General features: G+C 45.2%; 10 protein-coding genes. 5 read left to right on the plus strand and 5 right to left on the minus strand.

The annotated features are described in order from the left end of the window. Positions 1-246: 246 nt before the first annotated feature. The gene (locus tag G6554_RS12415; protein WP_166242267.1) at positions 247-6,303 is read right to left on the minus strand and encodes a DUF4350 domain-containing protein; all 6,057 of its coding nucleotides are present in this window, start codon (positions 6,301-6,303) and stop codon (positions 247-249) included. Positions 6,304-6,697: 394 nt separating this feature from the next. Between G6554_RS12415 and G6554_RS12420 the strand changes: the two genes are divergently transcribed. Beyond that, positions 6,698-7,870, plus strand: a complete 1,173-nt coding sequence (locus tag G6554_RS12420; RefSeq protein WP_207627609.1) for a HupE/UreJ family protein — start codon at positions 6,698-6,700, stop codon at positions 7,868-7,870. Positions 7,871-8,031: 161 nt separating this feature from the next. Here G6554_RS12420 and G6554_RS12425 read toward each other — a convergent pair whose 3' ends face one another. The 4 genes from G6554_RS12425 to G6554_RS12440 all read right to left on the minus strand — a co-directional run bounded on the left by G6554_RS12425 (position 8,032) and on the right by G6554_RS12440 (position 10,902). Next, positions 8,032-8,769 (minus strand): hypothetical protein, encoded by a 738-nt coding sequence (locus G6554_RS12425; RefSeq protein WP_166242271.1) that lies wholly within the window; start codon positions 8,767-8,769, stop codon positions 8,032-8,034. Between the two features lie 11 nt (positions 8,770-8,780). After that, entirely contained in the window at positions 8,781-9,263 is a 483-nt protein-coding gene (locus G6554_RS12430; protein ID WP_166242273.1) for a protein-export chaperone SecB, read from the minus strand. Between the two features lie 14 nt (positions 9,264-9,277). Further along, positions 9,278-9,916: a hypothetical protein gene (locus G6554_RS12435; protein WP_166242275.1), complete on the minus strand. Its 639-nt coding sequence runs from the start codon at positions 9,914-9,916 to the stop codon at positions 9,278-9,280. A gap of 476 nt (positions 9,917-10,392) precedes the next feature. Beyond that, positions 10,393-10,902 (minus strand): DUF5683 domain-containing protein, encoded by a 510-nt coding sequence (locus G6554_RS12440; protein WP_166242277.1) that lies wholly within the window; start codon positions 10,900-10,902, stop codon positions 10,393-10,395. 263 nt (positions 10,903-11,165) lie between these two features. Between G6554_RS12440 and G6554_RS12445 the strand changes: the two genes are divergently transcribed. The 4 genes from G6554_RS12445 to G6554_RS12460 all read left to right on the plus strand — a co-directional run bounded on the left by G6554_RS12445 (position 11,166) and on the right by G6554_RS12460 (position 18,972). Continuing rightward, positions 11,166-11,945, plus strand: a complete 780-nt coding sequence (locus tag G6554_RS12445; protein ID WP_166242279.1) for a Cof-type HAD-IIB family hydrolase — start codon at positions 11,166-11,168, stop codon at positions 11,943-11,945. A gap of 585 nt (positions 11,946-12,530) precedes the next feature. Further along, the gene (locus G6554_RS12450) at positions 12,531-13,748 is read left to right on the plus strand and encodes a C40 family peptidase (RefSeq protein WP_166242281.1); all 1,218 of its coding nucleotides are present in this window, start codon (positions 12,531-12,533) and stop codon (positions 13,746-13,748) included. 408 nt (positions 13,749-14,156) lie between these two features. Beyond that, the gene (locus G6554_RS12455) at positions 14,157-15,779 is read left to right on the plus strand and encodes an SWIM zinc finger family protein (protein WP_207343030.1); all 1,623 of its coding nucleotides are present in this window, start codon (positions 14,157-14,159) and stop codon (positions 15,777-15,779) included. A gap of 145 nt (positions 15,780-15,924) precedes the next feature. After that, a complete protein-coding gene (locus G6554_RS12460) occupies positions 15,925-18,972 on the plus strand; it encodes a DEAD/DEAH box helicase (protein ID WP_166242283.1) in 3,048 nt (1,015 codons plus the stop codon). The last annotated feature ends 4 nt before the right edge of the window (positions 18,973-18,976 follow it).

Here is an 18,976-nt window from a genome sequence, read left to right on the forward strand (position 1 = left end):
ATTTGTAGAATAAGTTTCATTTTTGTAGAAAAATCTTTTCAATTGTAGAATTCCTCGTAAATTTTGTAGAATTGTCTCCAATATTAACTTTTACCACCTTGATAGCGAAAACCTAAAAAGACAGTTACCCTTTTTAACAACCGCGTGCTGTATGCACACCGAAAATCAAAACAAGTATCCTCGCTACGGTCATTAAAAAAGATGGAAAGAGTAGTTGTTCCTACTCTCTCCATCTTACGTTATTCGTTAATTCTTCCCTTTTCCTTTTCCCGCTGCCACATTAAAGGTCATTACGGTAAGAGCCTCCGTGTAATGGGGCAATAATCCTTCGTTATACTTGTCCTTTGCTTCAACGACAATGATATAGTTCCCAGGATTTTTTGCCGTCCAGGTCACTGTATCGCTGGCCCCATACTCTTGGAAGAAGACCATATCACCCTTTTTATCAAGAATAGTGAAGCGATACTCAGGCGTTCTGCTTCCTTCTGAAGTGGCAATAAACTGGCTAGGTTCTTTAAACACCTGGGTACCGGATGTCGCTGTTTTTACTGTTACTGTTGTTACTCTTTCGTCTTTTACTTTTACCTCGGCTGCCGGACTAACATTCCCCGCGGCATCAACAGCCGTTAGGACAATCGTTGAACCGACTGTTTGCTTTGCCATCGAAAGCGCAAATGCACCGCTAAAGTTGGCGGCACCCTTGCCAATTTCTTTGCCATTCACAGTTGCCGTAACCGTTGCTCCTGCTTCTGCCGTACCCGTAATGACAACATCGTTATCGTTGACAGGGTTTACTACCGGAACTGCCGGTGGCGTTACATCGCTTACGGTTATTTCTGTTGGGTTGCTTACATTACCGGCTTGGTCCGTAGCTGTTACGGCAATTTTCGTAGTCGCTGCTTGCTTGGCAATGGTAATCGTATAGGTACCGTCCTCATTCACAGTTGCCGTACCAATCCTATCACCGTTAACTTTCGCTGTTACCGTCGAACCATCCTCCGCCGTTCCGGTGATGGTTTCGTCCGCATCTGTTACACCATGTACCACCGGTGCATCTGGTGCCGTCGTATCAAAGCCAACGAGTTCCCTCGTGTCTCTCACACGGATCCGCGTACCTTGCGCAAATGCGCCGGATAAACCAACGGCTTCTAAGGTATCACCGGTTTTCAGAACCGGTACCGGAACATGGCTTTGGTTCACAATGTACCCATCTGTAAACACTAATACATCTCCCGATCCATCATTGATGACATAGGAATGATCATCAAATTTGGATACGACTTTTCCTTTTACTTTTACAAGGAGGCCTTGGTTGGCCGCAGATGTCGCATCACCGGTTGGGACAGCCTTTGGCTCGAGCGGGTCACCTGTGCCGATTTTTATAACATCCTTCGCAAAATTGGTAAATTCAAGCTCCAGATTGTTGTCAAACATCTTAATATGACCGTACACACGAACCTTGTCGCCTGGTTTCAAGGAGCCCTCCGGAACTTCCTGGAACGCCATGATTCCGCCGGTTTCATCCTGAAGGTTGAAGGCATCGAAGAAGACGCCGGCACCTGTAGTCACTGTTCCTTCTACGACAACATCGGTCGCTTCAGCCATTTTTCGGGCATCGCCAATCTTGCTGACCTTTGTTTCACGATGGGCCAGCCAGTTGACCGCATTTAGCGACATCTCATCGTTGCCTTTCGGCTCGTAAGACTCGTCCATTTGCTTATCATTGAAAATATTCATCCCGGAAACAATGATACGGCCATTGTCGCCGATTTCCTCTGAAGCGATCAATGGAATCGCTGAACCGCCCGTTTCATCGGAAACCGCATCATAGGTGTAGCCGCCCTTGATGTTACCTTGGTAGGTCGTGTCATTTCCTTTTGCTAAAATCGTTACCTTGCCAGCTTCCGTTAACGGCTGATTGTCAGCGCCTGACAAACTTGTGCCGCTATAGTAATCGACAAACGAGACGCGGTCGGTGATATAGTTGGACACTAATCCCGGGTGAACCCTAACGGCATACGGGCTTACCTTTGGATCACTCCAGAAGTTACCGTCCTTGCTGTCATCGAATACGCCGTCGTTGCCCATCCAGATAGCCGAACCGATATCCGTTAATAATGCGTTATTAATCGTCGGATTCGTACTGTTATTGCTCTTTCCGGCCATTAACAGTGAGCCGCCGTTTTTCACAAACTTCGCCACCGCTGCCCGCTCATCTGCAGAAAGGGCTGTTCGCGCATGTGTTAACACGAGAACTTTTACATTGCTTAATGCATCATCTGTCAGGGCTGTTTTATTTTCCACAACCGTGTAGCCTTCTTTTTGCAGCATGAGGGTGAAGGCTTTTAAGTTATCTTTGTACGTGCCGCTGTCAGCGCTCGTGTTTTCGTTGCCGTGGGCGGCATCGATGACGACTTTCACCCCGAGCGGTTCTTTAATTTTTACAGGTAATGTAAAGGACACATCCCCAAGATCAAGTCCATCTAAGGAAGTTGCCACTGCCATCAGTTTATGGTCGCCGTTTATTGGGCTGTCCCATGTAGTTGTCGCTGTCGCAGAGCTCTTCGTTAAGATCGATGAAATCGTGTCTGATCCGATCAGATTCTCTTGGTTCACTTCATCAACATAGAAGTCTACTTTTACGTTTTTCACGACTTGTGTTCCGTTGTTGGCTACCGTTGCATTTAACGTCGCCGGGTTGCCGCCAATGATCACGCTGCCGTCAATATCGATGCTGTTGACTTTGACGTCAACCGCTTCCTCTTTTGACCAGATCGGTGAAGAGTAAATGCGTTCGCCGTCCATTTGCGTTACCTTGACGACAAACCATTGTTGACCGCCAGTAACGGTGTAGGATGGTGACCATTCGAACTCTTTTGCCATAGGTGTAATCGAATCAACAACCTTGTTGCCGTTTGTGATCAGTTCCACTTTCGCGATGCGGTCATCGGATTGATAGCTTGTTGGCAAATAACTATAGTCGCTGTTGTTATGGGCTTCCGCGACCGTGTCACTGCCGTTGACGGTGAACTTCAGGCTCTTGCTGTCTACCGTTGAACCCATATAGTAGCCATTGGCCTTTACATCCAACGTGAAGTTTGGATCTTCTTCCATGTACACACGCATATTGCGCATCGAGTGAAGCAAGGATGCCTGCGATAGGTCGTCCGCTACGATGACGGTACGCGCATTTACTTGACCCCATGTTCCTTCATGATTGTCTTCGCCATACGTCGGTGCCACATGCCAGCCTAAATCCAATGCGGAAAAATATTTCCCCTCAGCATTGGCATAGCCATAGTGGCCGGAGCCATTTCCTACTTCTAACATCGTAAATAACTTATCGACGTCTTTGTTGTAAGGCTTAAAGTTGTTAAACGCATTCGCCGACATATCCGGGTGGTTAAATTGACCGACGATGTCATCGTACGTCATCACCCATGCATAGTACTGGTTTAAATCCTGGTATTGTTTGCCGTTAATGTTCCGGTCGATAAAGTTGTCGGAACCGAAGATATTGGAATGGCCCCACGTCGTTGAGGTCATTTCAAAGGCCGGGAACACGACATAATCATCTTTTGTATATTGGGCTGCCAGGTCTTTGGTTAACTGCCATTGCGATCCGCCGGTCCGTTCCTGCATCCCATCACGAACCACCGTGTCCGTTCCTAATTTTTCAGGATCGATATCATGGGAGTGATCGGAAAAAGCAAACCAATCATAATGATGGGCTTTTCCTGCTTTTAGGGCATCCTCAGGTGTGCCTGCGCCATCATGAGAAATATTCGTGTGGTTATGGGTTGTCCCGCGGTAATGCTGGCCGCCGGTAAAACGTGGAACCACTTCGAATGTCCATTCTTTTTCGGTCAGATTGCCTTTTACGTCTTTGGCTGCGACCTTGACCGTGTGTGTGCCAAGTGCAAGGTCGGTTTTAGGTGTGTATTTTACCTGTGTTTTGCTGATCGTTGCCTCTGGCGCTGTTAGCTCCTTGCCATCAAGCCACAAGTGAACGGTCGTTTCGTCCACACCGCTTGGGTCGTTAAGTAAGGCCGTAATTTCCGGTGTCGGGCTTTCTACCTTTGTCGTATTCTGCGGTGTTTCGCCGCTGATTTCCGGTCCAAATGTGTCCTCGATTAGCGTAACGGCATATGGAGATTCGCTCGTACCTGCCGATTGTGTCTTTGTTCCTGCTTTTGCTTCGATATAATAGTCGAAGCCGTTCTGCGGTACGTTTGCTGCCGCTAGTTTTGCTGTGTAGCGGCCGTCGCCGCCACCCCCCATTGGCAATGCCGTATAGTCAGTGGTGTCTTTTGCTCGGTAATAAAGAATGACCGATTCGGCACCGTCTGCATGGGCTTCAAATTCCACATCTGTCCCTTTAAACACTTCTTTTAATTCTGTATGGGTGATGCCAAGAATCGGGGCGATGTCTTTGACATCACGTGGGTATACCTGGTACCCGTTTGTTGCCGATGCATTTGTTGTATATTGCCCTAATACTCCTGTCACCGTATAACTTTTTCCAGTCATAAGATCGGTGTCAGGCTTAATGCCCGTAGCTCCCATGACTCTTAGGGTCGTCGCTTTGTTATTTTCATCGACAAACGTAACGTTGTAGTTGGCCCCGGAAGCGGCCACTGCCGAAACTTTTCCCGTAACGGTGATGAGGCTTCCCTCGGCCGGTTCTGCCGTAGCATAGGTGTTTAGATCAAGGATGGTCATGCTTTTGGCTGCTGGAATGGCGTTGCCTTCACTTATTTTTTCAATAGAGGTCGGTTCGAATTCAGTTAAGCCATTATACACTAACACTTTCCCTGTAATCCGTAATTTGTCGCCTTTCGTCACCTTAAAGGCGGTCTCTAGTGAAGTCGCAAAGATATTGATCCCAGCTGTCTCATCTTGGAGATAGAAGTTTTGTTTTTGCGTGCCAAGAATCTGATTATCGACCGTTGCTACCCCTTCAATGGTAAAAAACTTATTGAGGTTGACTGGTTGACCCTTCGCATCTGAGGCTCGAACGTCTTCAAGTTTGGAAATCGCGGTTGTATCGGCCTTTGTCACGGATACTGGGACGCTTTCCAACATCATCCCCTTCGCAGAGGTTGTCATCTGAGTGACATAAACGGTATTTGGTGGGTTGTCGTTAATGGTTAGTTGAAAATCTCCTGCAGTTCCTGCGATGATGTCGGCTGCATTTACTTTTTCCGCCTTGGTGGCTGTATCATTTGGATACACATTGATGATCGCATTTGCTGCGGCGGTACCTGCCCCGCCAATTAATGTCCCCACACCATCGGCGATCACGTAGCTTAACTTTTCCTGTGCCACAGACGCACTTGGCTGGGCTACATTGATTTGGATGGCCGCACTTTCATCCAGGTCCGTCTGTGTCGCTGCGACGAAAACGGAGGACAGTGCTTTTGTGGAAGTGAAGTCGGCCGTGAACGAACCGTCGGCTGATGCTGTTGTTGTTGCCAGCGCCTCTCCCTTAGAAACGGTTTCATATATAGTGATTGTTGACCCATTTTCTGCTGCTTCAGGTTGCCCTGTGACTTTAACCGAAGTGCCGTCTTGGATCACTTGAATGTTTGTGCCTTTTGGCTGCAAGCTTGTTACCGGAACCATCGGGGCTTCCGTTGGGCTTGCTGTGTTTCTTGGTGCTGCAACTGGCCCTGTGTAGAAGTCCGCCGCGTTATCATCGCTATCCCAGGCGTTGCCCTTGCCCGGAGCCGGGTCTACGTTAGCGTACGGCCGGCGTTGGACGCTTGTGGTATTAGACGGTGCTTTAGCTTTACCGCTGCCTTCAAAGGCATCTGCTGCACCTAAGCCTACAAAATCAATTGTATCTTCCGGCTTCTGGCCTGTAGCCGCAGTAGTTTTATCTTTAAATAAGGCTACTTTTGCATCAGTTCCAGACATAGCGGTGGACCCTTTTGCATCTGCCTCTGGAATGTCTACACCAGTTGAACCGCCGCCTTCAGAAATGAGGTAGTAGCCATGTGCCTTAATTGTCCCGTTTAGTGGGGTCACTGACCATGTTGTGCCTGCTTTAGAAGCATACTGAACAGACCAGCCATCTAGGACAACATCTTCTTCTGTCGGGTTGTATAACTCGATAAAATCCTTATTGTATGGAGCGTCTTTATTGCCTCCCCCGCCGAAGTACTGAGAAATGACGATATGATCGGCCTGTTCCGCAAATACTCTGCCAATGAGACTGCTTGGCAAAAACGTGCTGATCAATAGGAGTGCGGCTAAAAACGTGCTTGTCCAGCGCTTAAACTTCCACCTTTTCCCTTTCATTCTTCCTCCTCCTTTTTTCACAAGAAATGGTATAGCGTTACTCGTCACCATTTCGTATGGAAACTATTTCAAAGTACCAAACCATGCCAATAAGGCGGTGTGAGCAGAGCCAAGATACTACTAACCTTAAGCTGAAATTTATCTTTCCCACGTTCCTTGTCTATACTGTTTACCTTTTGCGGCGCTCCGCCCCTTTTCCATTCAACCCTCGTGCCAAACTCCTCTCTTTCTTATAAAAATTTAAATTGCTCTATTATTCTACAAAATTTTCAGAATAAAAGATATACCGTTTCAAAATGGTTAATAAAAAAGTTTTTCCATGTATACAAACGCTTTCGGGGTATGTTTATATTAAGTCAAAAGCTATTTTACTAGGAGGGTAATCGTGATCTTGATGTACGACAAAATTCGAAGGTTCCGGCCATTATTCTTGGTTTTTCTCGTTGCTCTTTGTCTTTATCCTCAACATACTTCGGCACATGCCTACAGTGCTAGTTATACAACCATCAAAATGGAAGAGAAAAAGACAGAAATCGTCTTTACGCTTGATACCTTATCGATTTTTGAATTACTGCCCAAAATCGATGCCAACAAAAACTGGGTGCTCGAAAAGTCTGAAATCAAAAAGGAGCGCCATCATCTGGAGGAATTGATCACCGAGGGCCTTACCCTTGATGTGGATAACAAAGAGCAGACACCTGTCGTTAAAAAAATGGAGCTGGTCAAAAAGGAAAACAAAGAATTCCTTTCTGTTGATATGACCTTTCCGTCGGTTGCTCCTGGAGAGACCGTTGTCTTTACTGATGGCTTTTATTTCAATGACACGGGCACCAACTATGTGAACTTGATTTCGGCTTCGTATCGGGGCGAAACGAGTGAGGCAGTGCTGCAGGGGTCGGAGCGAACATGGACGATGCTGGTAACGGAAGTGCAGCAAGAACAGGGCTCGGGGTTGGGCGCTGGGTCTGCTATGCAGCCTGATGAGGACGGAGCGGCCGTGCAACCTGCCGAAACATCGTCCACTTCTTCATGGTTTTCCTTTTTCAAACTGGGCATGCTACATATCTTGACCGGGTATGATCATTTGTTGTTTCTGTTTGCCCTGCTGCTGCGCAAGCAAACCTTTAAACAATACGCGGCGATTGTGACCTCCTTTACGTTAGCCCATAGCATCACACTTAGCTTGGCGGTATTGGGTGTGGTCACCCTGCCTTCCCGGTTTGTCGAAGCTGTCATTGCTTTCAGTATCTGTTACGTCGCCTTAGAGAATATCTTTCGCAAGGAGATCCGCCATCGCTGGAGTATCACGTTTATGTTCGGCCTCATTCACGGTCTCGGCTTTGCCTCTATTTTAAAAGAAATGGCGATTCCGAAAAGCCATCTCGCCGTTGCCTTAGTGAACTTCAACCTAGGAATCGAAGCCGTACAACTGTCCATCGTGCTGCTGCTGCTCCCATTGCTGGCCTATCTCTTCAAGCTGAAAAGCTCCCGAAAAATCGTCACCTATGGATCCTACGCCATCGTAGCCATGGGCGCCATTTGGCTGGTGCAGCGGGTATTCATGTGATGCAGGGGACGGTTCTAGTTCTATTGCTTCCCCAGCAAAATAAAATTTTCAGGTATTGGGGTCAGAATCTGCACCCATGCTTGGCACATCTGTTGGTTTGGTTCAACTATTAGAATGCAAAAAAGGAGGCAAATAAAATTGCCTCCTTTTTTGCCCAATTATTAATTCGTAGGCTCCCAGATACCTAAACACTCTAGATCATGATCTTTCAGGAAACCTTTTGAAAAAGCACTTATCCCATTTAATGTACAAATAAGTACTGTAGACAATCCCAGAAAATGCGAAACTATTTCTTTTAGGTATAATAATTTTGTATAATTGCTAATTGCCATTAACTCTTTACCTTTTCTCAAGGCATTAACTATTCCAGTTATAAATGAATTTATATTACACTTAACTTCACACGCTATGAATCTCTCAACCTCAAAACAATTGGGGTTAATCCTAAGCCCCTCTTCAAAAAAAACTAGATCTACATTTTTATCACAATCACCATTATTGTACGATGTACGTTCACAAAAGATTTGCCCTTCTTCAAGGGAATTACATTTGGGATTATAGTTATTAATAGGATTCTCTGGCCCTGAAAAACGGATAATTTGTTCAAATAAGGGTCCTCTGAAATCATCCATATATCTCTTTGATAAAACAAAAATTAAAAGTACCTCTCTTAAACTAGCTAATTCACCTTCATCAGGAGTAGTATCTATCATTAAAGAAGCTTCACTTATGGCATTTTCAACTCTATTATTTGGATCTCTAAATTTGTATGTACCTTGAATAGAAAGCATAATCACATACCTATAAAAGGAATTTGTAAGATATTTATTAAAATTTTCTACAATATGATCGCTATTATTAAAGCGAGGATGTTCTTCAGTTCCTTCTAACCTAATCATTTTTTAATCTCCTACATAAGTACGCGATACGGTCGAATAGTTAATGGAGGGTAACCCATCCTTGTCGTTCCACTTTGAATTGCTTCCCTTGCATATGGCCAAAGATTCACAGGAACGTTGTTTTGGACAAAATCATTGTAAATCTCATCAGGGATTACCTGTTTACTTAAAGAGGTATCATACTCTATAACTAATTCTACTTCGATTAGAAATAAAACATTGTCTTTAACTCTTGCAGCAACTTGTACAATACCTAAAGCAAAAAAGGAGTTGTTTTCTTCTAATTTTTTTTCTAACTTAAATTCATGCTCTAGATCAATTTCTATTCTATTGCCATCTTTCATAAGATTAGCAATCTCATTAGGAGCTACAACTGATTCCATATTCAACTTTCTAATATTAACACTATCAATCTCTATATTAGAAACAAACTCTTGATATGAAATAGAATCATCTGGATCAGGTAAATCTATTAATTCTTTGGATTCTGTCATTTTCTTTATCCTCCTTATGCAGCAGTAACACAAGAAGATGGCATTTTGCCACCTATATTAGAGTCCCCATAAAAATCGTTTCTATTGTCATAATTGGTAGATACCTTTTTTGGGTTTGTCCTGGCTATCACGGCAATTTCTTGAGATGATAAAACCAAATTGTATCCCACCTTTTTTATGAATTTCAACAATTTATGGACGGAACCTTCTAAGGTTTCCACTAGTGATAAAAACCAACCATTAAGTTCTTCCACATGTAATTTTTTGTTTAAAGGATAATTTTTTACTTCTTCAAATGGTTCCTTTATTAAATTTAATAATTTTTCAAACCTATCAATATTATTTTGATCTAACGGTTCGCGAATAATGGTTTTAAATAGTTCGTTAAGTAATAGTTTAACTTCCTTCTTAAAGTAGGATTTAAATGCATCATAAACATCTAAAGTTACATCAACAGAAGTATCATTTTGGATTAGCTTTTTTGTAATATTACCAATGCCATCAAGGTGTTTTATACTTTTTTCAACCCATGAGATGTAGCTATACAATTCCAAAACAAGACTATTTCTTTCTTTAAAACTTTTATCTTCAATTTTGTAAGATGTGTATGGAGATTGAACAGAACTATGAAAAAAATCACTATAATTTGACATCTAAATCACCCCAGTTATGTTTATTATGGGTTGGATTTCAACTACTCATACATATGTTTAATTTTTATACCTAGAACTAGAACTATGGCATTAAATGAAATACCCTTTTAATATTGCCGAAAAACATAATAATCAATAAGAATATCTTAGATTATTTACTATAAATTGTAAAAAACTAGAATTGTCACTTTATGGAGGTTTTTTCCTAAAAATGGAGTGAAGCTAACTTTACATTCTTGTGGCATTTCAACGCTTACTAGTAGCTTTTTGTTGAAGTAACTCGGAGGTAGTTGATTAATTTTTACAAGTGCCCTTGAAATTTAGTGGAAGTGGTCGACCACGGCTATTTACTATCGCATACGCTTTAGTTACTGGCGGTTAGCCTTCATTTATTGTCGGATACGCCCTAATTACTGTCGTATAACCTTCGTTTACTGTCGATTACGTATTTCCCTTCGCTCCATAGATGTGGCAAATCACTCTCTATTTCGATAGTGTCTTTTTTCAATAAAATGACCTACTAGGCCAAGCACCACCCCAAACACGATTCCGTTAAAAACGGGATAGTCTAAAAATGGGAGCATCTTTATATAGCGGCAGTCATGCCAAAATAGGCCGAAATCCATGCCAATTACCAGACCAATAAAGAAACCGGTAAGGTACGTTCTTCTTTCAACCTCGTTGCCTGTCAGTTTGTGGTTATTGACCCTCGCTGTGTTAAACGCCTGCCACATCGCAAATCCATAGACAGATGGGTAAAACAGCGCCCAACTGTAATTAACTGGTTGATGGGCAGCGAGAATGTCACCTTTAAAGGAGTTTACCAGAACCAGATTGAGATTGGACTTTAGATTGATCAAGAACTCTAATCCGAGCAGCGTTATTCCCATAAAATAATCCTTGTTATACAACTGTCCAAAACCTGGCAGCACAAGTGACCACAGCATGGCAGCATTTGGAGATTTATATGGACGGCTACTTCTCATGGTGTTCTCTCCCTTATAGTGGAATATTCTTATATCATTTCTTTATAAAAAGGAGAAACTCCTCTCTGTTCACAATTTTTGGTAATTTAGTCCTGCATTCGGAGTATTCAAACGGGGATAATTACCCAGTTATTGGAAAGTGGTGTCAGGCACCAGCAGTAAACTGGAAAAAATAATCGTTACGTATTATATTTAACACTTACATATAATGTGGGTGTTTTTGTAATCTTATTTAACGATTAACTTTGAAAGTAGGTTTGAACGTGATGAATCAAAGCGTTATTTTTTTTGATATTGACGGTACCTTGTTTAACTCCAATAAAGAATTACCCCTATCAACGAAAGAGGCCATTTTTAAATTAAAGGAACAGGGACATGTTGTAGCGATTGCAACGGGACGGGCCCCTTTTATGTTTGCTGATTTGCGTAAAGAATTGGATATTCATACATTTGTCAGTTATAACGGACAATATGTTGTGTTAAATGGCGAAGTAATCTATACCAATCCATTAAATGTCACCTCTTTGCAAAAGTTAACGGAAACAGCGCTTCAAAACGAGCACCCTGTTGTCTTTATGGACCATGAAGATATGAGGGCAAACGTCCCGGAACATACTTACATTAAGGAAAGCATTAAAACGTTAAAAATTGATCGTTTCCCTTCGCACGACCCGCACTACTACAAAGGGCGTGAATTGTATCAAACTCTCCTATTTTGTCCAGAAGGGGAAGAACAGCCATACGAACGGGACTATCATGACTTTGATTTTATTAGGTGGCATCCTGTTTCCGTTGATATCCTTCCAAAGGGCGGATCGAAAGCGAAGGGAATTGAAAAGATCGTACAGAAATTAGCGATTCCTCCCGAACGACACTATGCTTTTGGGGATGGGCTGAATGATATCGAAATGCTCTTAGCTGTAAAAAATAGTGTCGCCATGGGGAATGCGGAAGAAACAGTAAAAGCTTCCGCCAAATATGTGACAAAATCCGTTGATGATGACGGGATTTTCCATGGACTTCGACTGGTTGGCTTGTTATAGCAGCGACTTACCATTTCAATCTGTGCCCACAATAACAAAACATTAAGAAGTCTTTTTCTTAATTGAGTAACCAGTGAATTTTAAAATAGGCGGAGATTTTTCGGTTAGACTGGAGAATAGCGCACGGTTCGGGCTATTTAAGCGGAGGTTTTCCGATTAAGCACAGGTAAGATACCCATTTTTACTTTTTTTGAGTCAATAGTCGGATTCCTTCCGTCTATTTAAGCTATTTTCTGTGCTATTTGATAATTAAGAGAAATTTCTCCGCTTATTTATCGAACCATGCTAATTCTCTCATCTGGGCCCGCTTTTTACATTAGTAGCTAATTTTCCACTAACAGGTAACGTTTCTTGAAGCATTCGTTATCGCATATTGAAGTAAAGGTTTAGTTCAAAAGATGAACCTTTCATTTTGCTCATGTGAAGCAAAAGAACCGTCCCCTGCTTCACCCCATTTCCCACGCTTTCGGCAAATCTTTCTAATTTCTCGGGAAATTCTTCGTGTTTCGCAATTTTTTCGCCAAGACATTAGCAAACTATGGTAAAATTAATAAAAATATGAAGCTATGAGGTGATTTTTACGAGATGAAGAAATCTATTGTCCGCACTGTATCGACAACTGCTGTTTTTTCGACGCTTTTTGCCGGGCCTGCCCTTGCCGATACGTACAAAGTACAAAAGGGTGACAACCTATCGAAAATTGCTTCGAAATATAAGACAAGTGTTAATGAGATTAAAGCCCAGAACGGTTTGAAATCCGATCTAATCTTTGAAAATCAAATTCTGCAAATTTCCACGGGTCCAGCGACCACAACCGTAGAAGCGGTACAGCAAGATACCTATACCGTTGTTAGCGGCGATGCATTGATCAAAATTGCCAACCGTTATAATATTACGGTCGCTGAGCTCCAACAGTGGAATAATCTGACGAGTACCTTGATTTATGTTGGGCAGCAGCTGAAGGTATCTCCGGCAAAGTCTATTACCGTGACAGCGCCGCAGCCTACCATACCGGCACCATCCACAACCGTTCCCACGACACCGGCATCGACTGGTGAATATACCATCAAAAGTGGCGACACCCTGAGCAAAATTGCGGTTCAATTTGGCATGAGTGTTTCACAGCTGAAATCACTAAATAATTTATTGTCCGATTTGATTTATGCCGGGAAAACACTGAAGGTTTCCGGTGTGCAGCAGAACACGCCTGCAGCACCAGTAGTAACGACACCGGCAACACCCGTGCAGCCTTCTGCCGAAACGAGTGAGTATATCATCAAGAGCGGTGATACTCTTGGGAAAATTGCAATGCAATACCAAACGACCGTCCAGAACTTGAAGGCACTTAACAACCTGACTTCCGACATGATTTACGTGGGGCAAAAGCTTACGGTAACGGGCCAGGCCACTACTACAGCACCCGCACCCGGGACTGTTGTTGATTCAAGTAATGTGGTCACTGTAGCAAAGAGCTTAATGGGCATCCCTTATGTTTGGGGCGGCAGCTCTCTCTCCGGCTTTGATTGCAGCGGGTTCATCTATTATGTTGCGAACAAATCCGGTACGAAAATCGGCCGCTATTCGGCAGCTGGGTTCTATGATCGCAGTTATTATGTGGACAACCCTAAGCCTGGCGATCTCGTATTTTTCCAAAATACATATAAGCAAGGAATTTCCCACGTGGGCATCTACCTCGGCGGCGATCAATTTATCCACGCCGACGAGAAGCACGGCATCATGATTTCCAATTTAAAAAGTACCTATTATAGCGCCCATTTCGCTGCATTTAAGCGGTTTTACTAGCATTCGAAAGCCAGTCTTCTATTTTTGAAGATTGGCTTTTTTTATGTTTAAAAGAGTCATTCCCTGTCCATACTTTAGATAGGGAGGGATTATGTGATGAAGGAAAATAGTTTGCTATTATCGGAGTTTGCTAATGAAGACGGGTTTGAGCTTAACAGGTATCTTACGCAGTTGTTTGAGTATTTTTCTACTTTATCTAAAAATGACCAACCCAATTCTGAGCCTACCCCGTGATGTAAAGCGGGCGGCTTTTTTTTGTTAAAAGACTTCCCTCTCCTCTAATCATGGTTTTTTGGGTATAATAGGGGAATATGGATTTTTTGATTTTTGATGACGGACGTACATACATTTTATAGAAATTGGCTGGATAGGCGTTTTTTATTTTTCCAAAAAGAGGGGGTTGCAATCTTGGAGGCGACGGAATTATTGCTTGAATTTTCCGGGGAACTGCGGGAGCTGCTGAGCCCGAATGCGGCGGAGGATGCGAAGCTGGTGCAAAAGGGGCTGATGCTGTACCGGCAGGGGTTGGTGCAGCATGTGGATAGCGGGGAGCATACGGTGACGGCGGTGGTGCAGGATGTGACGCCGGTGAAGGTGCTGCTTGATCTCGACTTTTTGGCGCTCTGTGAGTGCTCGTGCCCGACGGAAGGCTTGTGCCGCCATCAGCTGGCGGTGTTTTTCAGTGCGTATTCGAAGCTAGGCAGTGTGGCGGATTGGGTTTCTTCCTTCCGCGAACCGATTCGCGCGCAAAAAGCGGCGGCTGGCTGGGGGATGCAGACGGCGAAGGATTTGATTAAGGCGAATGGCATTCTGCAGCCGGATTATGGCCGCTGGGTGCATTCGTTTGAGGTGAGTTTTGATACGCTGCTTGCCTCGAAACAGCATACGAGCCCGTATGTGATTCCGGAGTTGTTTGGGATTTATGAGCGGCGGATTCACGCGAGTGCCCCGGTCGAGCAGGAGTGGCGCTTGCTTTATGAGTTGGTTGCGATTGTGGTGTCGTTTCGGAAGATGGCGGCATTGTCTGAGCGGCTTGGGCATGATGAGGCCTCGGTGAAGCGTGCCTATTTGCATGTGTTCCATCATTTAATGGAAGATGCCGAGGGGTTGGCGGTGAAAATTGGCGTTCAATCGCTGCCGTTTGCGTTTGATGAGTTTATTGAGAAGTTGAAGGACGATGCGTATGCGCTTTTGACGTGTGCGAGCGGCCTTGAGTATGAGCGGATTTATTTATACCGGCTGTTGTGGGTGCACTTTTTCAAAAAGAAGCCGTGGCGTGAGGCGGAATTGGTGAAGATTCAGGCTGGGCTGAAGGGGCTGCAGGATTGGGAGAATCCGCTGCCGTTGATGACGGCCGGGGTTCATTTGAATTTGCTGGTTGGGGACGATGAGAAGGCGCTGAAGTTAATTGGGCTGTTTCGTGCGGAGGAGATTGCGCCGTATCTGGTGTATTGGATTGATTATTTATCGGGCTTGAAGGCGTGGCGCCGGGTCGGGCCGTTAATTGAGTTGTTTTTGCAAAAGGTAAAGCCGTATTTGGAGTTGTTGACCGGGTATCATAGCTGTGCGACGTTTGTACGGAATGCACTGCGGGCGGTGGCGCCGTATTGTGCGGAGGAGGACCGCTTGGATGTGTACGAGCGGGCGTTGCTTGTGATGCTGCCGTATAGCTTTGGGGAGTATGAGTATTTGTTGTTTGAGCGCAAGCAGTATGATCGCTGGGGGGAGCTCCAGGCGTTTGTTGGGTTGGACTTTTATGAGTTGCCGAAGGATCGCTTGAAAGTGGTTGAGAAGGAGCGGCCGGAGGTGCTGCTCGCGATGCTGCACCAGACGGCGCAGCGTGAGATTGACCAGAAGAATCGCGGTAGCTACCGGATGGCGGTGCGGCATTTGAAGAAGCTGCGGACGTTGTATAAGAAGCTGAAGCGCGTCGACGATTGGCACTATTTCTTGGATACCCTGCTGGAACGGACCAAGCGGCTGCGGGCCTTTCAAGAGGAATGCCGTCGGAGTAAATTGATAGAAGGCTGACGTGGAATGGTGCTTCCACGAATGGTGCCTGACACCCTTCGCGGACACCATTCCACCCCAGACGGACAGTTGTTGTGCATAATTTTTATATCTATGGGTTGCGGTTGTTTTTAGCCCTGCCCCCGTTGAAGGAGTACGTTTGATCATGCTGAAAACCAGGTTTATGAAATTACTGACAACTACATTAGGAGATGGTCGTTATCTGCTAACGGCTCAGAATGAACATGGTTCCACTATGAACCCGTCCAGGTGGAAGAACCTTGTTTTTAGCAGCCATGAGGAAAGCTTCTTTGGCACACTTCTGGAAACGGAGACGGTGAACGGGGTTCAAGGCGTAGTGGTGACAGGCTGGCAGCTGGTCTCTCTTTTTGCTAAAGAGTCGTTCAATCGCTTTATCGAGTGGGACTGGAATGATCAATCTGAGATTTGTCTGGCGGCCGCCTTTTCGCTTCATGAAGGTATTCTAGAAAAAGATTGGCTCCCGGATTTTTCGGTTTGGGGGCCCTCTGGTGATTTCCGCTGGAAACTGCCGGAGCGGGTAAAGGATGAATTTGACTCGTCTTTTTGGGAGCAAAAGGTGTTGGATGAGAATGCGGGTCCAGCCGTTAAGGAACTCACTGCCGACGGCGATGAGTCCATTGAATCCTTGGAAAATAACCTTGGCACGACGAAGAGCTACATATCCTCTTTATTTAACAGCGCCCTTGATGCTTATTTAACAAGAAATTCAGCGATGAAGGAACTGTTCGGACCGAAGCTCGATTTGTTGAAAAAGCAAAATATTTCGGGTGTGGAACTGGCTCGTTATTTTGATGAGGAAAGCTGGCTTGAGTGGGTTGGGATTAAAGAAAGCGATACACCCTTTACGATTGGGCTGCGGCTGGATGAACCGGTTGATGGCGAAGGTGCGTGGAGCCTGGATGTATTTTTACGAGGGAAGAAAAATGACGATCACGTTGTTGATGTGGATGGCGCTGGTGCTAGTACCGGAAAGATTCCTGCGAAGTGGCGGCCCTTTTTAGATAAGGTGGGGCGTGAGCGGGAACGCTGGGTTCGGTTGATTCCATGGCTGGGCGGTGAGGATGGCCATTTTAAAACGCATCTTACCGAAGAAGAAGCGTGGATGTTTTTAACGGAGGCCAGTGAGACACTCGTTGCCTTGGATGTTGAAATCCTTCTTCCTTCCTGGTGGCAGGCGATGAAAAATGCCAATTTGAAGGTGAAGGCATCGCTGAAGGGTGGGTCAAGCCACCGCCCATCGTTTGTTGGGCTGCAGGCGATGCTTGATTTCAACTGGCGGTTTTCGATGAATGGTGTCGACTTGTCCGAGGAGGAGTTTGGGCAGCTTGTCGAAGAAAAGCGGCGGCTTGTCTATATTCGTGGTCGTTGGGTGAAGCTCGACCCGCAGTTTATTCGACAAATTCAGGATTTGATGAAGCGTGCCGAAAAGGAAGGCTTGCATGTCCGCGATTTGCTTGAGCAGGAGCTGGTAGATCATGGCGAGTCTGAGGGCGACGAGCTGGAAAATCCGAAGGCGTTTGCGAAAATTCAAATTGAATTGAATCGTCAATGGAAACAGATGATCAAGCAATTGTCGGAAGTGCATGAAATCCCTTTAACGGATGTTCCCTCGGGGCTGAACGGTGAACTCCGCCCCTACCAGCAGCTTGGCATGAGCTGGCTCTGGTTCTTGCGGGAGCACGGCTTTGGCGCCTGCCTCGCCGACGACATGGGCCTCGGCAAAACCGTCCAACTCATCGCTTACCTGCTGAAAGTCAGGGATTCAGTGGTGGTGCCTGACACCGTTGATACTATTAACACGGTGGAGGGTAGTGAAATGGTGCCTGTCACCAATAGCACTACGCGGAAGAGGAAAACTGTTGTTGGAGACGCGGCGGGAGCGGATGCTCCTAAGAAAAAGGTTCCGACGAATGCGGCGTTGATTATCTGTCCGACGTCTGTGCTGGGGAACTGGCAGAAGGAGCTGGAGCGCTTCGCTCCCGAGATGAAAGTATATTTACATTATGGGTCAAACCGCCTAAAGGAGGAGGCTTTTTCTGAGAAAGTGCAAGCTGCCGATGTAGTATTGACGTCTTACGGATTAAGCCACCTCGATTCTGAAGAGTTTCAATCGCTAGTTTGGAGCTCGATCGCGATTGATGAGGCGCAGAACATCAAGAATGCGCAGACAAAGCAATCCAAGGCGGTGCGCAAGTTACGCGGCCGCCATCATATCGCGTTAACGGGCACACCAATGGAAAATCGTCTCTCCGAACTGTGGTCGATTTTTGATTTTACCAATCATGGGTATCTTGGCAGTTTGGGCCAGTTTCAGAAGAAGTTCGTCATTCCGATTGAAAAGAATGAGAAGAAGGAAAAGGTTCAGCAGCTCCAATCGTTGATTCGGCCATTTTTACTGCGCAGGACGAAAAGGGATGAAGAGGTTGCCCTTAATCTCCCTGATAAGCTGGAGCAAAAGGAGTACTGCCCACTTACGGCAGAACAAGCCTCCTTGTATGAGCAGTTGATTCATGACACGTTTGCTGAAATTGAAAAATTGTCGGGCTTTGAACGCAAGGGATTAATTTTACAAATGCTTAGTCGCTTGAAACAATTGTGTAACCACCCCGCCCTCTATTTAAAGGAGCGGGCGGCAGGGCGCGAGCTGTTAGAGCGGTCGAATAAACTGGAGAAGCTTGTTGAGCTGGTGGATGCTGTTCTGGAACAGGGTGAAAGTTGTCTCATCTTCACGCAATATATCGAAATGGGCGAAATGATCCGCGCGACTGTAAAGAAGAAATTTGGGGTTGAGGTGCCGTTTTTGAATGGCAGCGTACCGAAAATGCAGCGTGATACGATGATTGAGCGATTCCAAGATGGAGAATTCCCTGTATTCCTGCTGTCGTTGAAGGCGGGCGGAACTGGTTTGAACCTGACTGCGGCGAATCACGTCATCCACTATGACCGCTGGTGGAATCCGGCCGTTGAGAACCAGGCCACCGACCGTGCGTACAGGATTGGCCAATCACGGTTCGTCCATGTGCATAAGCTGATTTGCACTGGGACGCTTGAGGAGAAAATCGACGCTATGCTCGAGAAAAAGCAATTCCTAAACGACCAAATCATCACCAGCGAAAACTGGATCACCGAATTATCAACCGATGAACTGAAGAACTTAGTTTATTTAGGATGATGGC

Source organism: Bacillus sp. MM2020_4, assembly GCF_011250555.1.
Lineage (GTDB): Bacteria > Bacillota > Bacilli > Bacillales > Cytobacillaceae > Neobacillus.

Bases quoted from the DNA above. Each gene is read 5' to 3' on its own strand.
- G6554_RS12460 (WP_166242283.1), top strand. From the start codon at position 15,925: ATGCTGAAAACCAGGTTTATGAAATTACTGACAACTACATTAGGAGAT.
- G6554_RS12415 (WP_166242267.1), bottom strand. From the start codon at position 6,303: ATGAAAGGGAAAAGGTGGAAGTTTAAGCGCTGGACAAGCACGTTTTTA.
- G6554_RS12435 (WP_166242275.1), bottom strand. From the start codon at position 9,916: ATGTCAAATTATAGTGATTTTTTTCATAGTTCTGTTCAATCTCCATAC.
- G6554_RS12420 (WP_207627609.1), top strand. From the start codon at position 6,698: ATGTACGACAAAATTCGAAGGTTCCGGCCATTATTCTTGGTTTTTCTC.
- G6554_RS12440 (WP_166242277.1), bottom strand. From the start codon at position 10,902: ATGAGAAGTAGCCGTCCATATAAATCTCCAAATGCTGCCATGCTGTGG.
- G6554_RS12430 (WP_166242273.1), bottom strand. From the start codon at position 9,263: ATGACAGAATCCAAAGAATTAATAGATTTACCTGATCCAGATGATTCT.
- G6554_RS12425 (WP_166242271.1), bottom strand. From the start codon at position 8,769: ATGATTAGGTTAGAAGGAACTGAAGAACATCCTCGCTTTAATAATAGC.
- G6554_RS12450 (WP_166242281.1), top strand. From the start codon at position 12,531: ATGAAGAAATCTATTGTCCGCACTGTATCGACAACTGCTGTTTTTTCG.